The 26,061-nt window shown below is 63.6% G+C and carries 29 protein-coding genes and 1 CRISPR repeat array; of the genes, 19 read left to right on the top strand and 10 right to left on the bottom strand.

All coding sequences use genetic code 11. The features are described from left to right. The first annotated feature begins 43 nt into the window (after positions 1–43). The gene (locus tag ACP8KU_RS10255) at positions 44–232 is read left to right on the top strand and encodes a helix-turn-helix domain-containing protein (protein WP_005276651.1); all 189 of its coding nucleotides are present in this window, start codon (positions 44–46) and stop codon (positions 230–232) included. A gap of 275 nt (positions 233–507) precedes the next feature. Continuing rightward, on the top strand, positions 508–609 hold the full coding sequence (locus ACP8KU_RS10250; protein WP_003855542.1) for a 30S ribosomal protein bS22: 102 nt from the start codon (positions 508–510) through the stop codon (positions 607–609). Positions 610–719: 110 nt separating this feature from the next. Here the strand turns inward: ACP8KU_RS10250 and ACP8KU_RS10245 are convergent, their stop codons facing one another. After that, a complete protein-coding gene (locus ACP8KU_RS10245) occupies positions 720–1,757 on the bottom strand; it encodes an HAD family hydrolase (protein ID WP_023016651.1) in 1,038 nt (345 codons plus the stop codon). A 97-nt stretch (positions 1,758–1,854) separates the two neighbouring features. Here ACP8KU_RS10245 and ACP8KU_RS10240 point away from each other — a divergent pair, with 97 nt between their 5' ends. From ACP8KU_RS10240 to ACP8KU_RS10200, 9 genes are all read left to right on the top strand, one after another. After that, complete coding sequence (locus ACP8KU_RS10240) at positions 1,855–2,094, top strand: glutaredoxin family protein (protein WP_284623968.1); 240 nt, start codon at positions 1,855–1,857, stop codon at positions 2,092–2,094. Positions 2,095–2,170: 76 nt separating this feature from the next. Further along, a complete protein-coding gene (locus ACP8KU_RS10235; protein WP_284631697.1) occupies positions 2,171–3,505 on the top strand; it encodes a glutamyl-tRNA reductase in 1,335 nt (444 codons plus the stop codon). Further along, positions 3,506–4,402, top strand: coding sequence for a hydroxymethylbilane synthase (hemC, locus tag ACP8KU_RS10230; protein WP_484483686.1), 897 nt, complete (start codon positions 3,506–3,508; stop codon positions 4,400–4,402). It begins immediately after the preceding gene. 209 nt (positions 4,403–4,611) lie between these two features. Further along, positions 4,612–6,288, top strand: coding sequence for a bifunctional uroporphyrinogen-III C-methyltransferase/uroporphyrinogen-III synthase (locus ACP8KU_RS10225; RefSeq protein WP_484483685.1), 1,677 nt, complete (start codon positions 4,612–4,614; stop codon positions 6,286–6,288). A 29-nt stretch (positions 6,289–6,317) separates the two neighbouring features. Then, positions 6,318–7,301: a porphobilinogen synthase gene (gene hemB / locus ACP8KU_RS10220; RefSeq protein ID WP_484483684.1), complete on the top strand. Its 984-nt coding sequence runs from the start codon at positions 6,318–6,320 to the stop codon at positions 7,299–7,301. A gap of 9 nt (positions 7,302–7,310) precedes the next feature. After that, the gene (locus ACP8KU_RS10215) at positions 7,311–8,396 is read left to right on the top strand and encodes a proline-rich domain-containing protein (RefSeq protein WP_484483683.1); all 1,086 of its coding nucleotides are present in this window, start codon (positions 7,311–7,313) and stop codon (positions 8,394–8,396) included. Then, positions 8,393–8,947, top strand: a complete 555-nt coding sequence (locus ACP8KU_RS10210; RefSeq protein ID WP_484483682.1) for a tellurium resistance protein TerC — start codon at positions 8,393–8,395, stop codon at positions 8,945–8,947. The genes ACP8KU_RS10215 and ACP8KU_RS10210 overlap by 4 nt, the downstream gene beginning before the upstream one ends. Before the next feature lie 183 nt (positions 8,948–9,130). Then, positions 9,131–10,165 (top strand): uroporphyrinogen decarboxylase, encoded by a 1,035-nt coding sequence (gene hemE, locus ACP8KU_RS10205; protein WP_284902560.1) that lies wholly within the window; start codon positions 9,131–9,133, stop codon positions 10,163–10,165. Continuing rightward, positions 10,166–11,548, top strand: coding sequence for a protoporphyrinogen oxidase (locus ACP8KU_RS10200; protein ID WP_284623433.1), 1,383 nt, complete (start codon positions 10,166–10,168; stop codon positions 11,546–11,548). Between the two features lie 326 nt (positions 11,549–11,874). Here ACP8KU_RS10200 and ACP8KU_RS10195 read toward each other — a convergent pair whose 3' ends face one another. Both ACP8KU_RS10195 and ACP8KU_RS10190 read right to left on the bottom strand, forming a co-directional pair. Further along, positions 11,875–12,915: an HNH endonuclease signature motif containing protein gene (locus ACP8KU_RS10195; protein WP_484483681.1), complete on the bottom strand. Its 1,041-nt coding sequence runs from the start codon at positions 12,913–12,915 to the stop codon at positions 11,875–11,877. Positions 12,916–13,030: 115 nt separating this feature from the next. Continuing rightward, complete coding sequence (locus tag ACP8KU_RS10190; RefSeq protein ID WP_484483680.1) at positions 13,031–13,870, bottom strand: NAD(P)-dependent oxidoreductase; 840 nt, start codon at positions 13,868–13,870, stop codon at positions 13,031–13,033. Between the two features lie 136 nt (positions 13,871–14,006). Here ACP8KU_RS10190 and hemL point away from each other — a divergent pair, with 136 nt between their 5' ends. From hemL to ACP8KU_RS10155, 7 genes are all read left to right on the top strand, one after another. Next, positions 14,007–15,317: a glutamate-1-semialdehyde 2,1-aminomutase gene (hemL, locus tag ACP8KU_RS10185; RefSeq protein ID WP_484483679.1), complete on the top strand. Its 1,311-nt coding sequence runs from the start codon at positions 14,007–14,009 to the stop codon at positions 15,315–15,317. Between the two features lie 36 nt (positions 15,318–15,353). Continuing rightward, on the top strand, positions 15,354–15,962 hold the full coding sequence (locus ACP8KU_RS10180) for a histidine phosphatase family protein (protein WP_023028225.1): 609 nt from the start codon (positions 15,354–15,356) through the stop codon (positions 15,960–15,962). Then, positions 15,962–16,579 (top strand): TlpA disulfide reductase family protein, encoded by a 618-nt coding sequence (locus tag ACP8KU_RS10175; protein WP_023028226.1) that lies wholly within the window; start codon positions 15,962–15,964, stop codon positions 16,577–16,579. Before ACP8KU_RS10180 ends, ACP8KU_RS10175 begins: the two co-directional genes overlap by 1 nt. Continuing rightward, complete coding sequence (locus tag ACP8KU_RS10170; protein WP_005276753.1) at positions 16,580–17,383, top strand: cytochrome c biogenesis CcdA family protein; 804 nt, start codon at positions 16,580–16,582, stop codon at positions 17,381–17,383. A gap of 7 nt (positions 17,384–17,390) precedes the next feature. Further along, on the top strand, positions 17,391–19,022 hold the full coding sequence (locus ACP8KU_RS10165; RefSeq protein WP_284900263.1) for a cytochrome c biogenesis protein ResB: 1,632 nt from the start codon (positions 17,391–17,393) through the stop codon (positions 19,020–19,022). Positions 19,023–19,104: 82 nt separating this feature from the next. After that, positions 19,105–20,211, top strand: a complete 1,107-nt coding sequence (gene ccsB / locus ACP8KU_RS10160) for a c-type cytochrome biogenesis protein CcsB (protein WP_284612875.1) — start codon at positions 19,105–19,107, stop codon at positions 20,209–20,211. Then, a complete protein-coding gene (locus ACP8KU_RS10155) occupies positions 20,212–20,469 on the top strand; it encodes a helix-turn-helix domain-containing protein (RefSeq protein ID WP_005276759.1) in 258 nt (85 codons plus the stop codon). Here the strand turns inward: ACP8KU_RS10155 and ACP8KU_RS10150 are convergent. Beyond that, a complete protein-coding gene (locus tag ACP8KU_RS10150) occupies positions 20,414–20,740 on the bottom strand; it encodes a hypothetical protein (RefSeq protein ID WP_484483678.1) in 327 nt (108 codons plus the stop codon). The two genes, ACP8KU_RS10155 and ACP8KU_RS10150, sit on opposite strands and share 56 nt — an antisense overlap. Before the next feature lie 38 nt (positions 20,741–20,778). Between ACP8KU_RS10150 and ACP8KU_RS10145 the strand changes: the two genes are divergently transcribed. After that, on the top strand, positions 20,779–21,102 hold the full coding sequence (locus ACP8KU_RS10145) for a DUF4229 domain-containing protein (RefSeq protein WP_237801455.1): 324 nt from the start codon (positions 20,779–20,781) through the stop codon (positions 21,100–21,102). 7 nt (positions 21,103–21,109) lie between these two features. Here the strand turns inward: ACP8KU_RS10145 and ACP8KU_RS10140 are convergent, their stop codons facing one another. The 6 genes from ACP8KU_RS10140 to cas2 form a co-directional block, all read right to left on the bottom strand. Further along, entirely contained in the window at positions 21,110–22,015 is a 906-nt protein-coding gene (locus ACP8KU_RS10140) for a 1,4-dihydroxy-2-naphthoate polyprenyltransferase (protein WP_484483677.1), read from the bottom strand. Positions 22,016–22,076: 61 nt separating this feature from the next. After that, positions 22,077–23,213 (bottom strand): o-succinylbenzoate--CoA ligase, encoded by a 1,137-nt coding sequence (gene menE / locus ACP8KU_RS10135; RefSeq protein WP_484483676.1) that lies wholly within the window; start codon positions 23,211–23,213, stop codon positions 22,077–22,079. A 66-nt stretch (positions 23,214–23,279) separates the two neighbouring features. Next, on the bottom strand, positions 23,280–23,420 hold the full coding sequence (locus ACP8KU_RS10130) for a hypothetical protein (protein WP_023016673.1): 141 nt from the start codon (positions 23,418–23,420) through the stop codon (positions 23,280–23,282). Positions 23,421–23,435: 15 nt separating this feature from the next. After that, complete coding sequence (locus ACP8KU_RS10125; RefSeq protein ID WP_484483675.1) at positions 23,436–24,404, bottom strand: 1,4-dihydroxy-2-naphthoyl-CoA synthase; 969 nt, start codon at positions 24,402–24,404, stop codon at positions 23,436–23,438. Positions 24,405–24,706: 302 nt separating this feature from the next. Then, positions 24,707–25,168 carry a DIP1984 family protein gene (locus tag ACP8KU_RS10120; RefSeq protein ID WP_284632095.1) on the bottom strand — a complete coding sequence of 154 codons (462 nt, stop codon included), beginning with the start codon at positions 25,166–25,168 and terminating at the stop codon, positions 24,707–24,709. A gap of 179 nt (positions 25,169–25,347) precedes the next feature. Next, positions 25,348–25,703: a CRISPR direct-repeat array (repeat unit 36 nt; unit sequence GCTGGGGTTCAGTTCTCATTACCCCTGATAGACTTC). Between the two features lie 50 nt (positions 25,704–25,753). Then, positions 25,754–26,059 carry a CRISPR-associated endonuclease Cas2 gene (cas2, locus tag ACP8KU_RS10115; RefSeq protein WP_269116756.1) on the bottom strand — a complete coding sequence of 102 codons (306 nt, stop codon included), beginning with the start codon at positions 26,057–26,059 and terminating at the stop codon, positions 25,754–25,756. Positions 26,060–26,061: the final 2 nt, after the last annotated feature.

Here is a 26,061-nt window from a genome sequence, read left to right as displayed (position 1 = left end):
GGGGAAGCCTACAGCGCGTAACGAGCTGAAGGGTTAGATAATTATGGCAAATGAAGAAAAAGGAACCTTTCTGACCATCGCGGAGGTCGCTGAAATCATGCGCGTCTCCAAGATGACTGTCTACCGTTTGGTTCACGCAGGCGAAATGCCGGCAGTCCGCGTCGGACGCTCTTTCCGCGTTCACGAGTCCGCCGTCAACGAGTACCTCGAGGCATCCGTTTACGGAGCGTAGGTTCTCGCGCCTTTCAGGCAGCGCCCACTTCTGTTGGCCACTTTTGGTCAGCGGTGGTGGGCGCTGTCTCGTTTTCCCGCGCGACGTCTTGCCGCGGGTTTCCATCGGGGCCACTTTTGGAGACACGCTGGGGACTAGGTAAGATGGATCGCATTCGTGTCGGCACGCCGTGATGGCCCGCATATGTGCGGCCAAGGTGGCAAAGAGTGCACCTTTGCCGTTTCAGGCGCCGGCAGGTTCACAGTACGTACTAAAAGAAAGTGAGGACGCCTGTTATGGGTTCTGTCATCAAGAAGCGCCGCAAGCGCATGTCCAAGAAGAAGCACCGCAAGATGCTGCGCCGCACCCGCGTGCAGCGTCGTAAGTTGGGTAAGTAAACCCAACAGCCTAGGAATCCTCCGCACCGTGCCTTAGCGCGGCGGCGGAGGATTTCTGGTTTTAGTGCCGAAGCTGCTTCTACGCTGAGAGCGCTCCGCCGCGTGCGCTGCTACTTCCGGAAATAGCGCCAGCCGCCATAGGAAAAGGCGGCCGTGACAAGCGCTGGAAGGCCGTAGGTGCGGATGGCGCGGCGGATGGAGCGGTAGTCGCGGACGATCCAACCGCGCTCTTCTGCGATGTTGCGTAGCTTGCGGTCCGGGTTAATGGCTACGGGGGTGCCCACCATGGTGAGCATGGGCATATCGTTCGCGGAGTCGGAGTAGGCGGTGCACCGGTCCAGATCGAGGCCCTCGATGGTAGCGAGGGCGGCCACGGCGTGCTTCTTACCCGGGCCGTGGAGGATATCGCCCACCAGGCGGCCGGTGAACTTGCCGTCTTCTACCTCCGCGACGGTGCCGAGGGCGCCGGTAAAGCCAAAGCGGCGCGCCAAGACCTGGGCGAGCTGGACTGGGGTAGCGGTAACCAGCCACACCTGTTGGCCGGCGGCCAGGTGCATCTCAGCGAGCTGTGTGGTGCCGGGGTACGCGCGGCGGGCGAGGGAGGCTTCGACGATTTCCTCGCAGAGATCGATGAGCTCATCTACGCTGCGGCCTTTGACAAACTCTAGGGCCTGCGCGCGGCCGGCGGCGACGTCCTTTGCATTCTCCGCACCGGAGAGGCGGAATTTGAGCTGCTTCCAGGCAACCGGGAGTATCTCAGAGATGCGGATATAGCGCCGGCGGGCGAGCCCAAAGCCGAATTCCACCAAGGAGGAACCCTGAACGAGGGTATTGTCCACGTCGAAAAAGGCGGCGGCACCCACATCGACGGGGACGTCCGGATCCTGGTCCGTGATGCGCGGGGAGCCTGCGGCGTCATAAGAGCCGGAGACGGAGGCGATGCCGGAGGCGAAGTCCTCGAGCTCGAGCCCGAATTCCTCTAAGGCGGCGGCAGCGGCCGCCTCACCTGCGGCGCGCTGTTCTTCCTCGCCCAAGGGGGCCAGCGCCTGGTTTTCTAAAAAGTTGCGCAGATTGCCGCGCGAGGCCGTCCAATTGGCCAAAAAGTCGCGGGGAGATTCGGGGAATCCGGGGGGAGGTATAGCGGACACGAGTGGAATAAACAGCTTTCGCAAACGCGGGGTGGACTAATATGTCCATAGTAAACGTTTCCACCGTCGGCGTCCTTATGAGGAGAATCCCGCCCCTATGTCCCAGCATCTAGTCGAGCTCATGGTGCGCCCCACCTGCGGTTCCTGCAAACGGGTAAAAGAGCAGATTACCCCCGTTATCCAGGCGGCCGGTGCCCAGCTGGAAGTGCGCAACGTGGAAGGCAGCCGCGAGCTCGAGATGGAATTCGGTGACCGCGTTCCCGTTGTAGTGATAGACGGGGAAGAGTTCGCCTGCTGGGAAGTCGATAACGAAGAGCTGGCTGCCGAGCTGCGCTGACGATTCGGGTTCCACGCCCATGCGGGGTAGTCTTTGGAACCATTGCGGTCAATCAAAAGGTTGAGGAGTGTGGAGCATGAGCGTGCTTGTTGTGGGAATGTCCCACCAATCGGCACCCGTGGCGTTGCTGGAAAAGTTGAGCATGGACGATGTGGTGCAGCATTCCGCCTGCGGGCAGTTGGTTGATGCCGAGTCCCTGACTGAGGCGATGATCATTTCCACGTGCAACCGCCTCGAGGTCTATACGGTGACCAATGCCTTCCACACCGGCGTGCAGGACGTCATCCGGGTGCTCAAGGAAGTCTCCCAGGTCGATGAGGAAGAGCTGCGCAATTACCTCTACGTGCGCTATGCCGATGCCGCCGCGGAACACCTCATGTCCGTTACCTCCGGCCTGGATTCAATGGTGGTGGGCGAGCAGCAGATCATCGGCCAGGTGCGTTCTGCCTACCAGTCCGCCTCCGAGCAGGGCACGGTCGGCCCGCGCATCCACGCCCTGGCGCAGTCCGCGCTGCGTGCAGGCAAGCGCGTGCACTCGGAAACGGAGATCGACAAGGCCGGCGTCTCGATGGTGACCTTCGCCTTTGACCAGGCACTGCAGCGCCTCGATGCGGAGGATCTGCAGGGCAAGTCCGCGCTCGTGCTGGGTGCTGGGGCAATGGCCTCGCTTGCGGCCACCCACGCGGGCCGGCTGGGCATTGGCGAGCTGGTGATTGCCAACCGCACCCGCGAGCGCGCCGAGCGCCTTGCCAGCCACGCTGAGGAGGCCGGGGTGCGCACCCGCGTGGTGGACTTTCAGGACCGTGCCGCCGCGCTTGCCGATGTCGACCTCGCCATCTCCGCCACCGGCGCCGAAGGCTTTACCATCACCGCCGGCGATATCCCGCCCGCGCACCCGCTGATGCTCATTGACCTCTCCCTCCCACGCGATATCGATGACGAGGCAACGAAAATCGATGACGTGGACTTGGTGAACATCGAGCGCCTCAGCAAGTCCCTGTCCGCGGCCGCCACCGACGTCGCGGCCGGCACGAGCCCGCACGAGCAAGCCCGCACCATCGTGGACGAGGAGCTTGCCGCCTATACCTCCGCGCAGCGCGTGCGCGATGTGGCACCGGCTGTTAGCGCCCTGCACCGCCGCGCGGCGGACCTCGTGGAGTGCGAGGCGGCCCGCCTGCAGCAAAAGCACCCGGAGCTAGAGGGCAAGCAGCTTGCCGATGTCCAAGGTGCACTCAAGCGCGTTGCCGACAAGCTGCTGCATGAACCGACGGTGCGGGCGAAGAAGCTGGCGGCATCGGATAGCAGCTTTAGCAGTGAAAATGCCCTGCAGGAGCTTTTTGGCCTGCAGCTGGAAGGCTCCGGCGTTGCCGTTGCCGTCAATGAATTGCCCACGCTGAATAAGGAGGCGTAAATGTTCCAGATTGGTACCCGTGGCTCCAAGCTCGCCACCACCCAGGCAGGACACGTCCGCGATTGGCTTATCGATGCCGGATTCGATTCCGAACTCCACATCGTCACCACCGCAGGCGATACCAATATGGCCCCGGTCGAGCGCATCGGCGTGGGCGTATTCACCCAGGCGCTGCGTGAGGCGCTGTACCGCGGCGAATGCGATATCGCCGTGCACTCTTTCAAGGACCTGCCCACGGCCGAGGATGACCGCTTCCGCCTGGTCATCCCGCAGCGCCAGGACAGTCGCGAGGTGCTGGTCGCCCGCGATGGGATGACCCTGATGCAGCTGCCGGAGGGCGCGCGGGTGGGAACCTCGGCGCCGCGCCGCATCTCCCAGCTGGCCGCGCTGCGCCCGGACCTGGATATCCGCCCGCTGCGCGGCAATATCGATACCCGCATGTCCAAGGTGACCGACGGCGAACTCGATGCCGTGGTGCTGGCCTATGCCGGCCTGCTGCGCGGCGGCTACGAGGATCGGGCCAGCGATATTTTCGATCCAGAATTATTCATGCCCGCCCCCGCCCAGGGTGCGCTTGCCATCGAGGCCGTCGCCGGCACCGAGGCCGCCGCGGCGCTCGACGCTGTTGTCGATGAACAAGCCACCGCCGCAGCCCTCGCCGAGCGCGCCGTTCTCGCCCGCCTCGAGGCCGGCTGCACCGCGCCCGTGGCCGCCACGTCCCGCTGGAATGGTGATCAGCTCACGGTGCGCGGCGGCGTCTTTGCGCTGGATGGTTCCCGCCAATTGACCGCCACCGCCTCCGGCACCGCGGTGGACGCTGCGGAAGCGGCGGAGTTGGGCGCGCGGGTCTCTGATGAGCTTTTTGCCCAAGGCGCGGCCGACCTGCTTGGTCAGTAATTTCTACTTTAAGCGCTAATAATTTAAGGTGTAGATACCATAGATCATTTTTTGCAATGATACTCGGCCCCCTTTAAGGGCATCCCAGGACGTCGCGCCTGGGATTTTGGCCGTTATGACCTTGATACCCACCGACGGCGCGGGGAGAAACACTGCAGGCGATCATGTCCGTGTGCGGTGCCGCGGGCCCAGATCTAGAAAAGAACTTTATGAGCAATGCTGTGTCAGACACCCAGTTGGGCAAGATCGTCTTCGTGGGCGCTGGTCCGGGAAACCCAGACCTGCTGACCGTCCGCGCCCGCGAAGTTCTGGCCAATAACGCTATCGCCGTGGCAGATCCGCAGGTCATGCAGGGCGTGCGCGATGCCGTCGCCACCGCGCTGCCCGTTCCACAAGAGCTGCTGGACGCCGCGGAAGAGGAATACGCGCAGATGTGCGCCGATGCCAAGGCCAAGGGCGCGCGCCGCAAGCCGCCCCGCCCGCCGGCGCCGACCGCCGCGGTGGTCTACGGACCGGGCGAGGACATCGTAAGCCAGCTGCGCGAGTGCCTTGCCGAGGCCGATGGCGAGAACGTCATCCGCCTCGTGACCGGCAACCCGCTCAACCGCGAATCCATCAAGGCCGAAATCAACGCCGTGGCTTCCGCGGGCCTGGAATTCCAGGTCGTGCCGGGCATGTCCCTGCCCTCAACCGTGCCGTCTTTTGCCGGGCTGGCGCTCGGATCGACGTACACGGAGGCCGATGTCACCGATGGCGCCGACTGGGACGCGCTCGCCAATGCCACCCAGCCCATCGTTTTGCAGGCCACCAAGGATGACCTCGCGGAGATTTCCACCGAGCTGCAGCAGCGCGGCATGCCGGCGGAAACCGAGGCGTTTGTGACCGTCCACGGCACCACGCGCCTGCAGCGCACTTATGAGGCAACGCTGGGGACCATCGCCAAGCTGGATGCGGACCTGTCCGGCCCGCTGGTGGTCACGCTCGGCCGCAGCATCGATGACCGCACCAAGTACTCATGGTGGGAAAACCGCCCGCTCTACGGCTGGCGCGTGCTGGTACCGCGCACCAAGGAACAGGCCGGGCCCATGTCCGCGCGCCTGGCCGGCTACGGCGCCATCCCGCAGAACGTGCCGACGATTTCCATCGAGCCGCCCCGCAACCCGGCGCAGATGGACCGCGCCATCAAGGGCATCGTCGAGGGCCGCTACAAGTGGATCGTCTTTACCTCCGTCAACGCCGTGACCGCCGTGTGGGATAAGATTTCCCAGCTCGGCCTGGACGCCCGCGATTTCGCCGGCGTGCACCTCGCCGCCGTGGGCACCAAGACCGCCGATGCCATCCGCGCCAAGGGCATGGTGCCGGAGCTTTTGCCGCACAAGAAGAAGCAAAACGCCGAGGGCCTGCTCGAGGTCTTTCCCAATTACGTCGAGGACATCGACGCCGTGAGCCGCGTCCTCCTGCCGCGCACCGATATCGCCGCCGATACGCTTGTCGATGGCCTCCAGGCCCTCCAGTGGGACGTCGATGACGTCGTGGCCTACCGTACCGTGCGCGCCGCCCCGCCCTCGGCAGAAATCCGCGACATGATCAAGACCGGCGGCTTCGACGCCGTGGCCTTTACCTCCGGTTCCACCGTGCGCAACTTGGTGGGCATCGCCGGAAAGCCGCACCAGCGGACGATCATCGCGTGCATCGGGCCATCGGCAAGCGCGGCCGCAGAAGAGCTGGGCCTGCGCGTCGATGTCGTGCCGGATGTTGCGGACGTGCCCGCGCTTGTCGATGCCCTCGCCAGCCACGTCGCCGCCCTCCGCGCTGCCGGTAACCTGCCCGCGCCCCGCAAGAAGCGTCGCGCGCGCAAGAAGACTACTAAGGTCGAGAAGGCGTAAGTTTTTAGTCTCGCTCTAAGGAGTACCCAATGAGCTCTTTTCCTGCCCGCCGCCCCCGCCGACTGCGCTCCACGCCGCAGATGCGCAACCTCGTCGCCGAAACCACGCTGCGCCCATCGGATTTAATTCTGCCGATGTTTATCGCAGACGGCCTCGATGAGCCGAATGAGATTTCTTCCATGCCCGGCGTGTACCAGCACACCTTTGACTCGCTGCGCCGCGCGACCGAAGAAGCCCTCGAGGCCGGCGTTACCTGCGTGGACCTCTTCGGCGTTCCGCTGGAAAAGGACAAGGACGCCTCCGGCTCCGTGGCCTGGAACCCAGACGGCATTTTGAACCGCGGCATTTCCGCCCTGCGCGAGGAATTTGGCGATGACCTCATCATCATGGCCGATACCTGCCTCGACGAGTTCACCTCGCACGGGCACTGCGGCGTCCTCGATGACCAGGGCCGCGTGCTTAACGATGAATCCGTCCAGCTCTACCAAAAAATGGCCCGCTCTCAGGCCGAAGCCGGCGCGCAGATCATTTCGCCGTCCGGCATGATGGACGGCCAGGTTGCCGCCATCCGCGCCGATCTGGATGAGGCCGGGCGCGACGACGTCTCCATCATGGCCTACTCCGCGAAGTACGCCTCCGCCTTCTTCGGCCCCTTCCGCGAGGCCGTCGGCTCTTCCCTAGAGGGCGACCGCCGCACCTACCAGCAGGACCCGCGCAACTTCCGCGAATCCCTGCTGGAGGCCGAGCTCGATATCGAGGAAGGCGCCGACTTCGTGATGGTCAAGCCGGGCTTGCCGTATTTGGATGTCTTGTCCGCAATCGCGGAGACTTCCTCCGTGCCCGTCGCCGTGTACCAGGTCTCCGGCGAGTACGCGATGATCAAGGCGGGCGCCGCCAACGGCTGGGTCGATGGCGAGGCCATCATGCTCGAGTCGCTCACCGCCTTCAAGCGCGCCGGTGCCGATCAGATCCTGACGTACTTCGCCACCGAAGCCGCACGCCTGCTCAAGTAAAGGATTTTTGTGACACAGCCTTCTTCTCGTCCGACGCCGCCGCCCGCGTCGCCGGAGCCGGGCAACCCAGGCCCACAGCCAGGCGACCCGCGACCACAGCACGGTCAACAGGAGCCGCAGCCGGGCGCTCCAGGGGCCCAGCCCGAAGATCCGCGTGGCCAGCAGGGGCAACAACCCGGAACCCCGGGACCGCAGCGCGATAAGCAGCGTGAGCCTCAACGAGAATCGCGGCCCAAGCCGCAGCCCGGCAAACCGCGCGGCCAGCAGGAGCCACAGTCGGGCAAACCGCAGAACCAGCGAAACCAGCGCGGCCAGCACGGGAAGCCGAGCCCGAATCAAACTGGCGGTGGCCGGCAGGGCGGCAAGGACGCGAAGGGCGGTTCCAAGCGCCCCGAGACCGTGGTCTACATGTTGTGGCTATGGCTGGGCGTCGTCGTCGGCGAGACCGTCCACCAGATCCTCAACGTGGTGCTGACCCTGCTCAACCACGATGTGCTCATGGCGCAGGCCAAGCAGATGGTCGAAAGCGCCTCGGTTGGCGAGGACGGCGAAGAGGTATCGGATTCCTTTATTGAAATGGCCGCCTATGGATCGGTGGCGCTGTCGGCAGCCATTGCCATCGGCGTGCTGGTGCTGCTGCTCTTTTTGCTAAAGTCGCTGGCGGGGCCATCAAAACGCGCGGGCACCTCGCGCCGCATCTGGTTTGCCTTTTCCATTTACTTCGGTTTCCGCATCCTTCTGACCTTCATGGTCACGCCCGCGGGTGCCGACGTCCCCGACTGGCTCTTCGCTGCCGACGGCATGGTACAGATCTTGGTCGGCGTCGCCGCCGTATTGGGGCTTATCTTCTCCATTAAGCCCGACACCCTTGACTACACCGGCGAGCTCGAGCAAATGCGCGAGCTGGAAAAGGAACTCGAGCAGGCGCGCCGCGATAAAGAACGCGAGAAGCGCGAAAAGCAGGAAGCCAAGGAGAAGGGCGTCAAAGAGAAGGACGCCAAGCAAAAGGACCCCAAGGGTAAAGGCGGTCGCAATCAGTCTCCGCGGAATTACGGCTCCCAAAACAGGGGCGATGACGACAGGGTCAACCGATGACCAGCATGTTCCCCGGCCACGGCCGGCGCGATGATGGTCAAAGCGACGGTCCTGCGGATAAGAATCAACGCCCAGGGCCCCGCGACTATAACCGCCCCGTACAGAACATCACCCAGGAACAAGACTTGTTCGTGTGGCCGCGCCCGCTCCAGTGGGCGTATTGGGTTCTCGTTGTTGCCGCCGTCATCATGCTGGTCAGTGGCATGGTCGGCATCTTCGGCGGAGGCGGCGAGCAGATGGATCCCTCGGATTCGCGCGTCGCCGAGTACGTGCGGTCGAACCGCCTATTCGTCGCGGTGTTTAATATCATAGGCGCAATCATTCTGGCGCTCTTTTCCGCGCAACTCGCCAACGGATCGAAGTGGGCGCGCCGCATTATTTCCGTTGTCATTGCGATTGCCCTCTTCTTCAATATCGCAGCCCTGGCGCTTGGTATCGGCGGGCTTGGCTTATTGGTTATCGCCGTGACGCTGCTTATCGCGGTGGTTCTGCTCTTCCGGCCCCAGTCCAATCGGTTTATCGCCCACCGCAGCCTCCACGGGCGGGGCTGACGGGCGCTGATCGCAGGGCTAGCGCTCGCCTCACGCGAGGTTAGTGCGCAGCTGGCCTACGGCTGACGGACGCTGAACGCAGGGCTAGCGCGCAAGCCGAGGCGCCATTGACACGCATGAAGCGCGCGGGCAAAGGCGCGGCAAATTAGCCCCTGCTCCAACTTTTGATTCATAATGAGGGGTATGTCTCGACTTAACCGCGCCCCCATTATCGATGCCGCCCTCGGCCGCACTCCCTCCCGCCCGCCGGTGTGGTTGATGCGACAAGCTGGTCGCTCCCTGCCGGAGTACCGCGCCGCCCGCGAGGGCATCAGCATGCTGGACTCTTGCTTCATGCCGGAACTCCTGGCAGAAATCACCCTGCAGCCGGTGCGCCGCCACGACGTGGACGCGGCCATCCTCTTTTCCGATATCGTGGTCCCACTCAAGGCCGCCGGCGTCAACGTTGACATCGTGCCCGGCCGCGGGCCGGTGATGGAGAAGGCGGTGAGGGAGAAGGGGGACATCGGCAAGCTGCCTATTCTGGAAGCTGACGTGCCTGAAGTCGCCCAAGGCATTGCGGGAATCCTCGACGAGCTGACCGAGACCCAAGCGCTTATCGGTTTCGTCGGCGCGCCATTTACCCTGGCGAGCTACCTCATCGAGGGCGGGCCATCAAAGAATCACGAGCGGACCAAGGCGCTCATGCACGCCGAGCCCGAGACATGGCATATGCTCATGCGCCGGCTCGTGCCCACGATTATCAACTACCTGCAGGTGCAGGTCGATGCCGGCATTGACGCCATGCAGCTTTTCGATTCCTGGGCCGGATACCTCAACGAACGCGACTACCGCGAGTTCGTGCTGCCGTACTCGCAGGAAATCCTGGAAAGCGTGGACATCCCGCGCATCCACTTTGGCGTCGGGACCGGTGAGCTGCTGCCGGCGATGTCGGAAGCAGGCGCCGAGGTCATGGGCGTGGACTACCGCGTGGCCATGGACGCAGCCGCGCAGCGCGTGAACACCCGCGTCCTGCAGGGCAACCTCGACCCAGCGCTGCTATTCGCCGGCGATGATGCCGTGCGCCGCGCCGTGCGGACAATTCGCAGCGAGGTCGAGCGCGCCCAGCAGCGCGGCGACATCGACACCCATATTTGGAACTTAGGGCACGGAGTGTTGCCCACCACCGACGCGGAGGCCATCACCCGCGCCGTATCCATCATTCACGAGGAGGGCTAAATGCGTATTGCCATCATTGGCGCAGGGCTTGCTGGCTTGACCGCCGCGTACGAACTGCGCGAACACGATGTGGAGGTCTTTGAGGCTGCTGGGCGCATCGGCGGGAAACTGTATTCCGTGCCGTTTAATGACGGACCCACCGATATGGGGGCCGAGGCCTTCCTCGCCCGCCGCCGCGATGCCGTTGAATTCATCGAAAAGATCGGCCTGGGCGGGAGTTTAGTTGACCCGTCAGGTTTGCGCTCGCTGGTCTACAGCGGGGAGCTCAAGGCCCTGCCGCAGGGCGGGGTGATGGGCATTCCGTCGCATTCTGAGCCGGTGGCGCACCTGGTTTCGGAGGACACGGTGCGGCGCATCGATAACGAGCAGCCTTTCGAGTGGACCGTGGGCGGCGACGTCTCGGTTGGTGAGTTGGTGCGTCAACAATACGGCGGGGACCTGGTGGACCGCGTGGTTTCTGCGCTGTTGGGCGGGGTGTACTCATGCACCGCCGATGACCTTGGCCTCCGCGCCACCATCCCCACGCTTGCCGATGCCCTCGATACCCTCGCCGCCTCCGGCCCCGTCACCCTCTCTGCGGCCGTGCGCTCCCTCGAGGAAGCGCGTGCAGAGAACCCCAGCGCCGGCGGGCCCGTTTTCCAGACCTTCCGCGGCGGCTACGCCGAACTCTATGAGACCCTGGCCGAAAAATCCCGCGCCAAGATTTTCGTTGACACGTTCATTTCTGGCATCACGCGCGAGGGCGATAAGTTCCGCCTGGCCGGCGCGCCGGGCGATACTGCGCCCTTCGACCGCGTGCTGGTAGCTACCCCGGCACCGACCGCCGCGCGCCTTCTACCCAAGGTGGCTCCGGATGCGGCAAGGAGGTTGAAGGGGGTGAAGCTGGCGGCATCGGCAGTCGTGGGCCTCAAATTCGAATCCGACACCGATCCCTCCGGTACCGCGTTGCCACAAAACTCCGGCATCCTCGTCGCCACCGACCAAGATGACGTGCACGCAAAGGCATTCACGCTGTCGTCACGCAAATGGCCGCACCTGGCAGAGCGCGGCGGGGCGCTGGTGCGTGCCTCGTTCGGCCGGTTTGGCGACGACGCCATCGTCCGCGCCGAAGAAGACGACCTCGTGGACTACGCCCTCGATGACCTGCAGCACCTGACCGGCTTCGACGGCCGCGCGGCTGGCGTTGCCGAAATCTTCACCCAGCGCTGGTTCGGTGGCCTGCCCCGCTTTGATGCCACCCACCTCGACACCGTGGCCGCCGTGCGCGATGCCTTGTCCCAGTCCTCAGGCGTCGACGTCACGGGGGCTTGGGCCGGCGGCGTGGGCGTGCCTGCGGTCATCGCGGATGCGCGCGCTGCCGCTGCCCGCATCGCTAGCAGCTAGCTCGCGCGGCTGGGACCCGCATCTAGCATCAGAAGCTGGCCTCGGCTGCAACTGGCGCCGGTCGCAGCTAGCGAAGTCGGTGGCTGGCGCTGCCGGTAGTTACGAATCGCCGGCGGTCCCGCACTTGAACCGCGACGCGGTCCGGAGCTGGAGCGAATCTGTTTTGGGCATGCCTAAACAGGCAGCAGGGCTACTGCTGCCTGAACAGGCGCTTGCGGCCGATTCCGCGCGTGCGGAAACCTGACATGCGCGCAGATGATTGACATGTGCGAGGACACGTCCCTCGGCCGGGAATGGCGGCCCGACCTGGGCGCTAGGTGCGTGTACTAGGTTCCGGCGCTGGGGCCGGGCACGGCATCGGGCGCGGTGTCGGCCCAGGGCGGTTGCCACACCACCCGCCCGCGTCTGCGGGCGAGGCGACCGCGGCGCGGTGGGGCATTCGGGTCATCGTCGTTGATGCCGTTGTGATATGGGCAGCAGGCCGCGAGGTTGGCCATATTGGTATCGCCGCCGTGCTGCCAGGCTTCGAGGTGGTGGATTTGGCACTTATCCGCGGGATAGTTGCACCGCGGCCACGGGCAGACGGGGTTTTCAGCGGCGGCCATGAGCCGCTGCTTCTCGTTGGCCATGCGCTCGGTGCGGTAGAGGTTCACCGCGCCCTCGAAGGGATGCACGAGGGTGATAAGGCCGCGCTCGGAAAGGGTGCGCGCGACCAATTCGGCGCCGGTCAGCCGCGCCCCGTTGGTGAGCTGGATGGTGATTTCTTCGCCGTCACCATCGATGATGCGGTCGAGCTCGTCGAGCGTGATGATCGCATTGGTCGTTACCGTGGGATGCGGGGCGGCGGAGCCGGAGAAAAGCCCCGCGACGGAGTCTAAGGGCGCATCTTCGTCCAGGTTGGACTCCAAGTCAGCGATGAGGGCAGACGGCCCGGTAATCGCGAGCGTCCACGGCGCGTCCTTGCGGCGGCGAATGCGCACGCCAGGGCGCGGCGGGGTGGGCGGATTGATCTCGCGCAGTTTCTTGCGCGCGAGCTTTTCCATCTCATCGGTATCCGCGGCGGTGCGGCAAAGCTCCACCCGCAGCTGCCATGCCTGGCGCTTGGTCTTGGCGCGCGTGGCGTAGCGCTCGATGACCTCGAGCGTTGGCAGCGCGTGGGCGCGTTCGCGGGCGGCGGCCACGGCGCGGCGTTGTTGGCGGGAAAAGGAGGTGGGGGAGAAGAAGGCATCGGCAAGCGTGAGCAGCGTGCGCGCCGTCCGGTTCGGCGCACCGGCCGCGCGCAGCTCGCGGGCGGACATGCCTGTGCACCCGGCGACGATGTCGATGCCGGGCGCCAGGGCCGCGAGGTATGCCTGAAGTGCTGTCATGCCCCGCAGCCTAAGGTGATAGCGCAACTAAAGCGCGGCGCGCAGGCGGAGCCTGTGGATAACTCGGCCCAAAAGCGCTAAAAAGCCGCGGTTCGTTGACGCGACATGTGAATAACTAGCCCTTATTGCGGAAAACGAAGATGGACGAGAAGTCCTGGTTCCCGTGGCCCATGTCCTGCATCTCGGCGAAGCGCTCGATGGCAGCGGATACGGCGGGCAGGGGCTTATCGGAGGTCTTCTCCATGAGCTTGGCGTCCTTAGCCAGGGCATCGACGGTGAAATCGCCGGGATCGGTATTGCGCTCGCCGGTGATGAACGGGCCTTTCATATTGGATATGAACGACAGGCCGGTGATGTCGAGCATCTGCAGGATGACCTCGGAATCGAGCCCCTCGGATTCGCCGAGCTGCAGGGCTTCGAGCAGGCCTTCGGCGGTAACAGCCAGGGCAAGGTTGGCCAGCAGCTTGCCGATGGCCGCCGTCGCCGCCGTTTCCACCCCAATCAACTTCTCTTCGCCGGCCCAGGCCTCGGCAAGGCCGAGGGCGACCTCGCGGCGGTCATCGTCAGGCGTGCCGACATAAACGCCCAGGTTGCCCTCGCGCGCCGGGCCCAGCGAGCCCACGACGGGGGAGTGGACGTAGGAGTCGACGGCGGCGGCGAACTCGCGGGCATCGTCAGGCGAAACCGTCGTGGTGTCGATCCAGGTAATGCCCTCGGGGATGAGCTGCGGCTCGATGACCACCTCGCGGATCTGGTCGGGGCCGAAGAGGGAGGTAATGATGACCTCGGCGCCCTCGACGGCCGCGGCGGGGGTATCGGCGCGCGCCGCGCCCTCGTCCACGAGGGGTTGCGCGCGCTCAGCGGTGCGGTTCCACACCGTCAGCTCGTGCTCAGATAGTAGGTGGCGGGCAAGCTCGGTGCCCATGCGTCCGGTTCCTAAAAATGCAATCTTCATACCTCCCCAGTGTGCCATCTCAGCGGGAATGCTGTTTTCTATGACGCATCACGGAACCTCAGGGAACGTTGGAGGGTTGCTGTGAATTCCACCGACATGCACAGTCAAACTTTTGTATGTCGCGCGAGTCGCTAGAATGACAGACATGCCTAATACTTCCCAGTCGCAACAGTGGTTCGAGCGTTCCTCCAAAGTGATCCCGGGCGGGGTGAACTCGCCGGTGCGCGCTTTCGGCTCCGTGGGCGGCCAGGCCCGCGTGATCGAGCGGGGCGCAGGATCGCGCCTGTGGGATGTCGACGGCAATGAGTACGTCGACCTCGTGAGCTCGTATGGCCCGATGATCCACGGCAATGCGCACCCGGAAATCGTGGAGGTCGTGCAGCGGGCTGCCACCGGCGGGCTGAGCTTTGGCACGCCGACGGAGGGGGAGGCGCTGCTGGCGGAGGAAATCGTCAAGCGCACTGCGGCCGATAAGGTGCGCATGGTTAACTCCGGCACGGAGGCGACCATGTCGGCGGTGCGTTTGGCCCGCGGTTACACCGGCCGCGCGAAGGTGCTGAAGTTTGAGGGGTGCTACCACGGGCACGTGGATGCGTTGCTGGCATCGGCGGGCTCGGGCGTGGCGACATTTGGTCTGCCGGATTCGCCGGGTGTTACGGGTGCGACGGCGAAGGACACCATCGTCGTTCCTTATAACGACCTGGATGCGGTGCGTGAGGCTTTCGCGGAGAACGAGGGCCAGATTGCCTGCATCATTGCGGAGGCCTCTGCCGGAAATATGGGCACCGTGGCCCCGAATGAGGGCTTCAACGCGGCGCTGAAGGAAATCGCGCATGCCGATGGCGCCCTGCTCATCCTCGACGAGGTCATGACCGGCTTCCGCACCTCGTACAAGGGCTGGTACGGCGTCGATGGCGTGGCGGCGGACCTGATGACCTTTGGCAAGGTGGTTTCCGGTGGCTTGCCGGCCGCGGCCTTTGGCGGTCGCGCCGAGGTCATGGACTACCTGGCACCGGATGGTCCGGTCTACCAGGCGGGCACCTTGTCCGGTAACCCTGTGGCGATGGCTTCGGGCCTGAAGTCGCTGCAGCTTGCCGATGAATCCCTCTACCCCCGCCTGCAAGAAAAGGCCGACCAGCTTGGCGCGATGATTTCCTCCGCGCTGGAGGCCGAGGGCGTGGCGCACCACATTCAGCGCGCGGCATCCATGTTCTCCATTCGCTTTGCAGAGGGCGAGGGCCGCAACTTCGCGGATATGCAAGCCGCGGAGAACTTCCGCTTTGCCCCGTTCTTCCACGCGTTGCTTGAAAACGGCATCTACGTGGCACCGAGCGCGTTCGAGACCTGGTTCGTCTCTGATGCTCTTGGCGATGCCGACTTCGAGCGCATCGATGCCGCCCTCAAGCCCGCCGCGAAGGCCGCGGCCGCAGCGCGTCCCGCACAATAAGTCCTGCGCAACAAGGCCTACTCAATAAGGAGAGACATGACACGCACCATCGTTCACCTCGTGCGCCATGGCGAGGTACACAACCCGGGCAAGATCCTGTACGGGCGCATCCCGGGCTACCACCTATCCTCGCGCGGGCATTCCATGGCCGCGCGGACGGCGGAAAGCTTCCGCGATCATGATGTGACCTATTTGGCGGCCTCGCCGCTGCAGCGCGCGCAGGAAACGGCGCGGCCGATTGCGCAGGTAACGGGGCTAAATGTGGACGTCGATAAGACGCTCATTGAGTCCGGCAACCAATTCGAGGGCCTGCGCACCAAGGGTTTGCGCTCGGCGCTGTGGAATCCGCGGCACTGGCCCAAGATGGTCAACCCGCTGGAGCCGTCGTGGGGCGAGGCGTATGAGGGCATCGCCGAGCGCATGCTCGGTGCGGTCGACCGCGCGCATACCGCGGCAGAAGGCCACGAGGCCGTGCTGGTGAGCCACCAGCTGCCCATCGTGATGGTGCAGCGCACGGTGCTGGGCCAGCGCCTGCCGCATGCGCCGTGGAATCGCGAGTGCGCGTTGGCCTCGGTAACCTCGCTGCTTTTTGAGGATAACCAGGTCACCGATATCTTCTACTCCTCGCCGGCGCAGGAGATTTAATGGCACGCACACGCACCCGTGCGGCAACGCGCGTTGTGGCAGCCGCGCTTTCTGCAACCGTCCTGACCTTGACCGCCTGTACGCAGGATGCCGAAAACGCCCAAAACGCGGTGGCCACCGGCGGCGAGTTCGAGTTCATCTCCCCGGGTGGGGAGCGGGAAATCCATTACGAGGAAGCCGATAGGAAACCGCTGCGCAGCTTCAGCGGCGCCGATGTCCGCGATACGGATAAGACCATTTCCTTGGATGACTACGAGGGCGAAGTCGTGGTCTTGAACTCTTGGGGCCAGTGGTGCGCGCCGTGCCGCGCCGAGGCCGATGACCTGCAGGCGGTGCACGCCGAGCTGCAAAAACGCGACCTGGGCACGGTCCTAGGCATCAATGTGCGCGACTATAACCCGCAGGTATCCAATGACTTCTTGGACGATAACGGCTTGGAGTACCCCTCCATCTATGACCCGCCGTTTAAGACGGCCGCGGCGCTCGGCGGCGTGCCTACGTCCGTGGTGCCGACCACGATCGTCTTGGATAAACAACACCGCCCGGCTACCGTTTTCTTGCGGTCCATCACCACCGATGACGTGATGGATGTTGTGGATAAGTTAGAAAAGGAATAAATGGATTACGCAGCAAATATCGGCGGCCAGTTTGCCGAAGCTGCCACCTCCGGCCCGTTGATCCTCGGCATCCTCGCCGCGGCTCTGGCGGGTCTTGTCAGCTTTGCCAGCCCCTGCGTCATCCCGCTGGTGCCCGGCTATATCTCTTACCTCGCCAGCGTGGTTGGCGGTGAGGTGAGCTATGACGAGAAGCTGGGGGTGGGCGTCGGCAAGCGCAGGCAATGGGCCGTCGTGCTGGCGGCAGCACTGTTCATCTTGGGCTTTACCGTGGTCTTTGTGCTGGCGACGGTCTCGGTCTTTGGCGCGATTTCCGCGCTCACGCTCAACGCCGATACGCTGATGCGCGTGGGCGGTGGCGTCACCATCTTGATGGGCGTGGTTTTCCTGGGCGCGATTCCGGCGCTGCAGAAAGACACCCGCCTGGCGCCGAAGCGCTGGACAACGTGGCTGGGCGCGCCGCTGTTGGGCGGCGTGTTTGCGCTGGGCTGGACGCCGTGCCTGGGACCCACGCTGGCGGCGATTGTGTCCATTTCCGCCGGCACCGAAGGCGTGACCGCCGCCCGCGGCGCCCTGCTTATCGTGGGCTATTGCCTGGGCCTTGGCCTGCCGTTCCTGCTGGTGGCGCTGGGGTCCGCGAGGGCGATGCGCACCATTTCGTGGGCCCGCAAGCATTCGCGCACCATTCAGATCATTGGCGGCGTGGCGATGATCCTCGTGGGCCTTGCTCTGGTTACCGGCCTGTGGGGCGAGTTTATTTCCTATATCCAGAAATGGACCGTGGACTACGGCGCAACCCTCATTTAGGAGAAACGTGAAATATATCCGCAAAGCCTGGCGCTGGCTTACCAGCATGCGCACTGCGCTGGCCCTGCTTTTCTTGCTGGCGCTCGCCGCCATCCCCGGCTCCCTCTTGCCGCAGCGCGACCTGAACGAGCAGAACGTGCAGGAGTTCATCGAATCCAATGGCACCGTAGCGGAAATCTACGATAAGCTGCAGCTTTTTGATGTCTTTTCCTCCATCTGGTTCCAAGCCATCTTCCTGCTGTTGGCGGTCTCGCTCATCGGCTGCATCATTCCGCGCTCCATCGATCACTACAAGGCGTGGCGCACACAACCCACGCGCGCGCCGAAGTACCTGCACCGCCTGCCGCTGAGCGCCGAGGGGCATTCGGATAAGAGCGAGGAAGAACTCAGCGCGGAGATCCACAAGCGCCTGAAAAAGTGGCGCGTGGCCGAGTACGCCCCGGATAAGGATCGCGCCGGGGTGCACGCCTTTTCCGCCGAGCGCGGCTACGGCCGCGAGCTGGCCAACCTCATTTTCCACGTCGCCCTGGTGGCGATCCTGGTCACCGTGGCCGCCGGGCGCCTGGTCAACTACGAGGGCCAGGTCATCGTGGTGACGGAGTCCGGCTCGCAGGGCGGCAATACCTCGCTGGAGCAGTCCACGGAGTTTTGTAATACCTCCACCTCGAACTTTGACTCCTTCCGGGCAGGGCCGCTTTTCGATGGCACTGGGCTCCACCCCTTCTGCATGACCGCGCACGACTTCACCGCGAAGTACCTGCCCAATGGCCAGGCGGAGATGTTTACCTCCAACGTTTCTTACGCGGAGGGCGACGATATTTATAAGGATCCTTCCGAATGGAAGGACTACGAGCTCAAGGTCAACCACCCGCTGCGCCTGGCGCAAAACCGCGTCTACCTGCAGGGCCACGGCTATGCGCCGACGGTGACGGTGGAGTGGCCGGATGGGGAAAAGCGCACGCAGACCATCCAGTTCCAGCCCACTGACACGACCTTCTTCCTGTCTTCGGGCGTGCTGCGCTTTGACCCGCCTGCGGGCATGTACCCGGATCTTTTCGAGCGCCGCCAAAACCAGCTGGCCATCCAGGGCCTATTCGCCCCGACGGCCGAGTGGAGCGGTGAGAATGGCAAGCTTTTGCAGTCCTCCCACCCGGGCCTCAACGATCCGGCGCTGGCGGTTGATATCTACCGCGGCGATGCTGGCCTCGATACCGGTACGCCGCAGTCGCTCTTCTCGCTGGACACAAGCCTCGTGCACTCGGGACAGTTGCAGAAGATCGACCGCGTGAACCTGAGCCAGGGCGATGACGTCACGCTTGACGATGGCACCAAGATCACCTTTAACGGCGCCAACGAGTTTGCCAATTACCAGGTCTCCTATGACCCATTCCAGAAGTGGGTGCTGGCATCCGCGCTGATCATGTTGGTATCCCTCGTGGCCTCATTGATGATTAAGCGCCGCCGCGTCTATATTCGCCTGCGGCCGGATTCCGCCGGCGGCACCACCATCGAGATGGGTGGTCTTGCCCGCACCGACCGCGCCGGCTGGTCCGAGGAATTCCACGAGCTGCACCGCGCGCTCTTGGAGCTTCCGGATCCAGATGAGGTGGAAGAAGACAAACTCTATACTGATGATTAATCCAACTATAGTTGGATCCCGCTGTGTGCATGAGTAAGGTATTCAGCATTATCCCGCACGTGTGAAGGCTAGGTGGACTCCCTTGCAGATCGATCAGAATCTGTCGAACTTCTCGGATCTCGCGGTGCAGACCGCATTCGTGGTGTACTGCGTCGCGCTATTTATGTCGCTGTTGTACTACGGCCGCATTCGCAGCCTCATCGAGGCGCGCCGCGTGGGCCGCTCGGAGGCGTCCAAGGTATTAGTCGGCGCAGGGGCCGAGGCCGGCGCCGCTGCCGGGACCGCCACCGGGGCTGGCACCGGCACAGACGCGGCCACCGGCTCTGACGCCGCCACTGGCACGGGCGCAGCAGCTGCCAGCACCGATTACGAGGCTGAGGCGTCGTCTGCGGCCGCCACCTCGAGCGAGGACAAAGTCGCGGAGAAGGAACGCAAGCTGGATAAGCTCGGCGGAATGACCACCTCGCTGATGTGGGTTGGCATTGCTTTGCACGCCGCGGCAATCGTCCTGCGCGGGCTGGCCACGGGCCGTTTCCCGTTTGGCAACCTCTACGAATACGTGCTGATGGTGTGCTTCGGCGTGCTGCTGGTGGGAAATATCGCCATGCAGCGCAAGGAATGGCGCACGGTCTGGCCATGGATCCTTACCCCGGTGCTGGCGCTGATGTTTTACGGTTCCACCAAGCTTTATGCGGATTCCGCACCGGTGGTGCCGGCGCTGCAATCGCACTGGCTGCCCATTCACGTCACGGTGGTGTCCTTGGGCGCGTCCATCGGTATCGTGTCCGGCATCGCCTCGCTTTTGAGCCTGTTGCGCCTGTGGCAGCCAAAGGACGCCGAACGCGGCTTCTTTGGCGCGCTGGCTTATCCGCTGCCGTCCGCGGCAAAGATTGACCGCCTGGCATACCGCTTGGGCGTTATCACCCTGCCCACCTTGGGCCTAGGCATCATCTTGGGCGCCATTTGGGCAGAATCCGCGTGGGGCCGGCCTTGGGGCTGGGACCCGAAGGAAACCGTGTCTTTTGCCACTTGGATCCTCTATGCGGCCTACCTGCACGCCCGTGCGACCCCGGCCTTCCGCAAGGCCGCGCCGTGGATCAACATCTTGGCTACGGCCGTGATGATCTTCAACCTCTTCTTCATCAATATGGTGGTCTCCGGCCTACACTCCTATGCGGGGCTGAACTAAATGGCCACCAACCATAGCCCGCGCAATAAACAGGGAAAGCCCGCCGGCGATAACGAGCTCATCTTGGGCTTGGGCGCGCAGATTGCGCAGCGGCGGCGGGAGTTGGGCATCGTCCAGCAGCAGCTTGCCGATGCCGCCCAAGTCTCCCGCTCCACCCTCCACACCATCGAACACGGTGGGGCAGGCGTGCGCTGGGAAAAGGTTATCGCCGTGGCAGAAGCGCTGGGCTTAGAGATGCGTTTCGTGCCAAAGGATTAATCCTGGTTGTCGTCCTGGCCCTTTGAATCACCGTTGCCGTCGGCGTCGCGAGTGCGGCGCTGGCGGCGTTTTCTTCCTCGGCCTCCTGCTTGCGGCGCTGCTTGAAGCGCTCCTTTTCCAGGTTCCACAGGAACTCCTCGTCATCATCGGGGCCCTTGATGGAACGCGGTTGTTCTTCAACCTGGCGGGACTTCCAGGATGATGGCCCAAAGGCCTTCCACACCAGGTAGGCGGCGAGGACAAAAAGCAGTAGGAGGATTAGTCGACCCATGCAGATTATTCTACCTGTACGGCGTATAATCGACCCCCATGACGCACAACCCTGAGCCACCAAAACCGGACCCCGAACTGCGCCGTCGCTCCCGCAAGGCGCTATGGAAATACGGGCTCGCGCGCGTGGTGCTTTTTATCGCGCTCACCGCGGTCATCGAGCTGCTGGCGGTAGCGATTGATTTCCCCATCCCCGTCCTCGTGGCGGCGCTGCTAGCGCTCTTTGTGGCCCTGCCGCTATCGATGCTGATCTTTAAAAACTGGCGCATCGAGGCCACGCAGACGCTGGCAGAATACTCCGCGCAGCGCAAGGCGCATAAGCAGTGGGTGCAGGCCGAATTGGAAGGCCGCGCGGAAGCCTAGCCCTGGACTAGACGAGGGCGACGGCGATGGCCTCGATCACTGCCCAGATGAGCATGGCGCGCCCGGTCAGCCCCAGCACGGGGATGAGCTCGGCCCCGGTGGCGCCGCGATTGACGGTGCGTACCGCGCGGAGTGCAAACGGGAAGTAGACTAGGCCGGCCAGCGCGAGCCAGCTGCCGAAGGCGACCGCGATGGTAAGCACGAAGGGCAAGAGCAGCAGGCCGGTAAACAGCAGGCGGGCGTTCTTATTGCCTAGCCGCACCGCGAGGGTGATCTTGCCGGCCTCGGCATCGGAGGGGATATCGCGGATATTATTGACCAGGTTCACCCCGGAGCTCATGGCGCCGATGCCGATGGCCAGGGCCAGGCCCGTCCAGGAAATGCGGCCGGCTTGGGTAAATTCGGTGCCGAGCACGGCGACGAGGCCGAAGAAGACAAAGACGGCGACCTCGCCCAGGCCGCGGTAACCGTAGGGGTTCTTGCCGCCGGTATAAAACCACGCGCCGGCGATGCACAGCGCACCGATGAGGATGAGCCACCAGGCACCAGCGGCCAGCGACAGGATGATTCCGGCTAAGCCTGCGACGGCAAAGCACCCGAAAGCGGCGTATTTCACGTGGCTAGGCTGCGCGAGGCCGCTGCCGGTCAGCCGCTGCGGACCGGTGCGGTCATCATCGGTGCCGCGGATGCCATCGGAATAGTCGTTGGCATAGTTCACGCCGATGATTAGCGCCCACGCCACGATGAGTGCGAGCAGCGCGCGGCCGATATGCCCGCTATTAATGCCGAAGGCCGCGCCCGTACCTGCGATTACGGGTGCGAAGGCATTGGCCCACGTATGCGGGCGGGCGCCATTGATCCAATCCTGTGCGGTAGCGGAATAATTACCGGCTGATGAAGTCATAGCCACCATTGTGCCACTGCGTAGTGGGCGTGCAGCAATCAGGAAGCCGAGGCTGGGGCCCGCGGTGGGCTTAGGCGTTAAAGAGGGTGGCGACGGCCTGGCGGTCGACCTTGCCGGGGCCGATGGTGGGAAATTCCGCAAGGTGCTTTAAGTCTTTAGGCAGCTGCCAGCGGGGGAGCTCGGCGTCTTCGAGGGCCTCGAAGATATCGCCAAGCTCGGCATCACCGGTATAGGCGGCCACGATGGCCTGGCCCAGCCGCGGGTGCGGGATGCCGACGACGCACGCCTCGGCAACACCGGGCACCCGAAGGATCTCGCGTTCCAAGACCTCTGGGTGCAGCTTCAGCCCGCCGGAGTCGATGACATTATCGAGGCGCCCGGTGACGGTGAGGATGCCGTCTTTGATGACGCCGGCATCGGAAGTGGCAAACCACCCGTTTGCAGGAAACGCCTCGTGGCTCGGGGCATTGCGGTAGCCCCGCGCGATGGTGGGCCCGCCGAGCAAGATGCGGCCGTCCTGGACGCGGGCGGTCGTTCCAGGCAGGGGGCGGCCATCGTAGACGCAGCCGCCGGCGGTCTCGGAGGAACCGTAGGTCGTGGTGATAGTGATGCCCTGGTCCGCGGCCGCGGCGTGCAGGCGCGGGTGGATGGCGGCACCGCCCACCAAGATGGCATCGAACCTTTGGAGCGCATCGATGCCCTCCAGCACATCCATGGCCTTGGCCAGCTGCAGCGGGGTGAGCGCGGTATAGGTGCGGTCGCCGGTGCGGGAGAGCTCCGCGGCGGCGCGGGCGAAGGCGGAGATATTAAAGCCTGCACTGAGATCGAGGCAGAGCGGATCCACCCCGGCCACTAGGGAGCGGACGAGGACTTGGATGCCGGCGATGTGGTGGGCGGGCATCGCCAAGAGCCATTGCCCCGGGCCGCCGAGAACCTGGTGGGTGGCATCGGCGCTGGCCACCAGGTTGGCTGGCGTTAATTGCGCGCCCTTTGGGGTGCCGGTGGACCCGGAGGTGGAGACCACGAGCGCGATGTCCTCTGCGATGGGTTCACCGGCGCGTTGGGAATTGCGCAGGAGGGTGGCGCGGGTGGCATCGGCAAGCGGCAGCGGCAAAAAGCAGGACCTACCGGCAATGGCGGATTCGAGGTCCGGCAGGATGGCCGCGGGATCGTGCGGGTCGACGGGCAAGGGGGCGAGGATAGTCACGGCACTAGATCTTAGAGCCACGGCGGGACAAACCCCGGTTGCGGCCGGGGTGAGTCGATGCAGGAATCAGCGGTACGTGTCCTCCTGCTCAAAGGGTCGCTCGTTATTGGCCTCGGCTTCTTTAATGCGGCGCAGCATCCACACGCGGGAGCCAAGAACGCCCGCGACGGCAAGGACCGCGAGCAGGATACAGAATGCGATGAGCACGGTGCGGGGCACTCCTTAGTAGTAGTAAGGGAACTCGTCCCAGTTGGGCTCGCGCTTGTCCAAGAAGGACTGCTTGCCCTCGACGGCCTCATCGGTCATATAGGCCAGGCGGGTGGCCTCGCCGGCGAAGACCTGCTGACCCATCAGGCCATCATCGGTGAGGTTGAACGCGAATTTCAGCATGCGCTGGGCGGTGGGGGATTTCATGTTGATTTCCTGGCCCATGCGGATGGCGGCGTCCTCGAGCTCGCCGTGGTCCGCGACCTCATTGACCGCGCCCATCTCATACATGCGCTGGGCATCGTAAGTGCGGCCCAGAAAGAAGATCTCGCGGGCGAATTTCTGGCCCACCATCTTGGCCAGGTAGGCCGAGCCATAGCCCGCATCGAAGGATCCGACGTCCGCATCCGTCTGCTTAAAGCGCGCCTCCTGGCGGGAGGCCACGGTCATGTCGCAGACCACGTGCAGCGAGTGCCCACCGCCGGCGGCCCATCCATTGACCACGGCGATAACCACCTTGGGCATGGTGCGGATGAGGCGCTGGACCTCCAGGATGTGCAGGCGACCGCCTTCGACCTTGGCGCGGGCCTCATCGACGCTGGATTCATCCGCCGTCGCTTCATCGTGGGCATGCTCGGTGGCGTAGCGATACCCCGAGCGTCCACGAATGCGCTGGTCGCCGCCGGAACAAAACGCCCAGCCGCCATCTTTTTGCGAGGGCCCATTGCCGGTAAGCAAGATCGTGCCCACATCCGGGGTGCGGCGGGCGTGATCCAAGGTGCGATACAGCTCATCCACGGTGTGGGGCCGGAAGGCATTGCGCACCTCCGGCCTGTCGATGGCGATGCGCACTATGCCATTCTTCCGCCCGTCCGCTGCCAGCCGGTGGTAGGTGACGTCCGTGAGATCCCCAAAGCCCTCGACCGGGCGCCACAATTCCTCGCGGAACGGAGTTTCGGTGCTGTATTTCTTCTGCTCGTTCATAGCGCCCAGCATAGTGGGCGCGAAAAAGTTTAGTCCCCATTCCCAACCCTCACCTCTACGCACTGCCCAGCATGCTGGTAATAATCGATACTCAATAACTGCGAGGGGTTATCCCGCAATGTACCCGTGTACCCTATGCCGGCGCGGTCATCAATCCTGTGGGAAGACTCGAACTTCCTCAACCCTTTAACGCCAAAGGGTGCCTAGATGTCCTCGAATTTCCCCTCGAAGGCGGGGGCATACTCGCTGCAAGTGCGTAAAGGCTACCGCCACGCGCGCGGCGTGGCATGACTAAAGCTTCGCTATGAAGTTATCAGTTCCGTATTCCAGTTCAACTGCTGGATGCGGGTATCAAGCTCCCGGTACTGCTTGGACAGGTCATCAACTCGCTTGCGCAGTTCTGCTACCGGCAGCGTGGCCACGAACTTAATCTCCGCGCGGGAGTAGCGGTCTTGGCGCGCGCCCGCGGCCTGGGCGAGGTCGTGGTAGATGCGGCGGGTGCGCACGAGGCCATCGCGAAGCGCAAGTGCCTGCATCAGGTTCTTCTCGCCATCAAAATCGGTGGCGACGTTCGTGGCATTGATGGCCTGCACGAGCTTATCGATGCGCCCGGTAACGCCCTCCAACTCGCGCAAAAGCTCGGCCGGATCCTCGTCCGGGGTATCGCCCTCCTGCACGCGGACGACGGAGAGCAGGCGCTCGCGCAGCTCATTAAGCCGCTCCTGCGCCTGGGCGCGCTCCGCTAATGCCTCTGCCAATAACATGGTTCCTCCTTCAGGGGTAGGTAGGAACCAACGTAGCCGGGGTGGGGGCTGGGGTCAATGGTTTCTGAGGTACCAGTTAGAATACCGTGGGCGCAGAGTTGCGTATGTTCTGGCAGCGGAGGTTTTGTTCTCATTATTCCTGTTGGACTTCGTAGGCGAGCACCATGCCCCAGGACCAGGCTGGGGTTCAGTTCTCATTACCCCTGATAGACTTCTGGGGCGGATGCGTTCTCAGTGACCGCAGCTGGGGTTCAGTTCTCATTACCCCTGATAGACTTCCTGGGAAGAGGTGAATAAATGAGCACCTGCTGGGGTTCAGTTCTCATTACCCCTGATAGACTTCACAACGTTGCAAGTACGCATTGCGTGTAGCTGGGGTTCAGTTCTCATTACCCCTGATAGACTTCCCTGGACGAAGCGGAGGCTAGCCCTAAGGCTGGGGTTCAGTTCTCATTACCCCTGATAGACTTCTTTGGTTCCGCAGTATGCGCAGCGACCAGCTGGGGTTCAGTTCTCATTACCCCTGATAGACTTCAGTGCGGCCCGAAAAGGGCCGTTTAACTGGAGTTTATTGGTGATCCTGCGTTAAAAAATTACGAGTTGGGATGGTTTTTCCTCTACTTCAGAGGGCTCTGCTTTAGAAAATCTGATGGCTTTTGCCCACTGATTATCAGTGACGGAAACTATCCTGATATCGCCTCCTTCTGGGAGAGCAGTCTTTATTTGTTTGACGGTCGAGGCAATCCTAGAAGACAGTGGGAAGTATTGGACATAAACGCTTAGTTGAGACCTGCAGAATCCGAGGTCCAAGAGATGGTTTCGGAATTTGTTCGCTTCACTAGTTTGTTTCTTAGATTTAACAGGCAGATCGAACATCACCACACACCACATTG

Source organism: Corynebacterium sp. LaCa_282 (assembly GCF_057198125.1).
The sequence above is the reverse complement of the archived record's forward strand: the minus strand, read 5'-3'. Positions and strand labels throughout refer to the sequence as shown.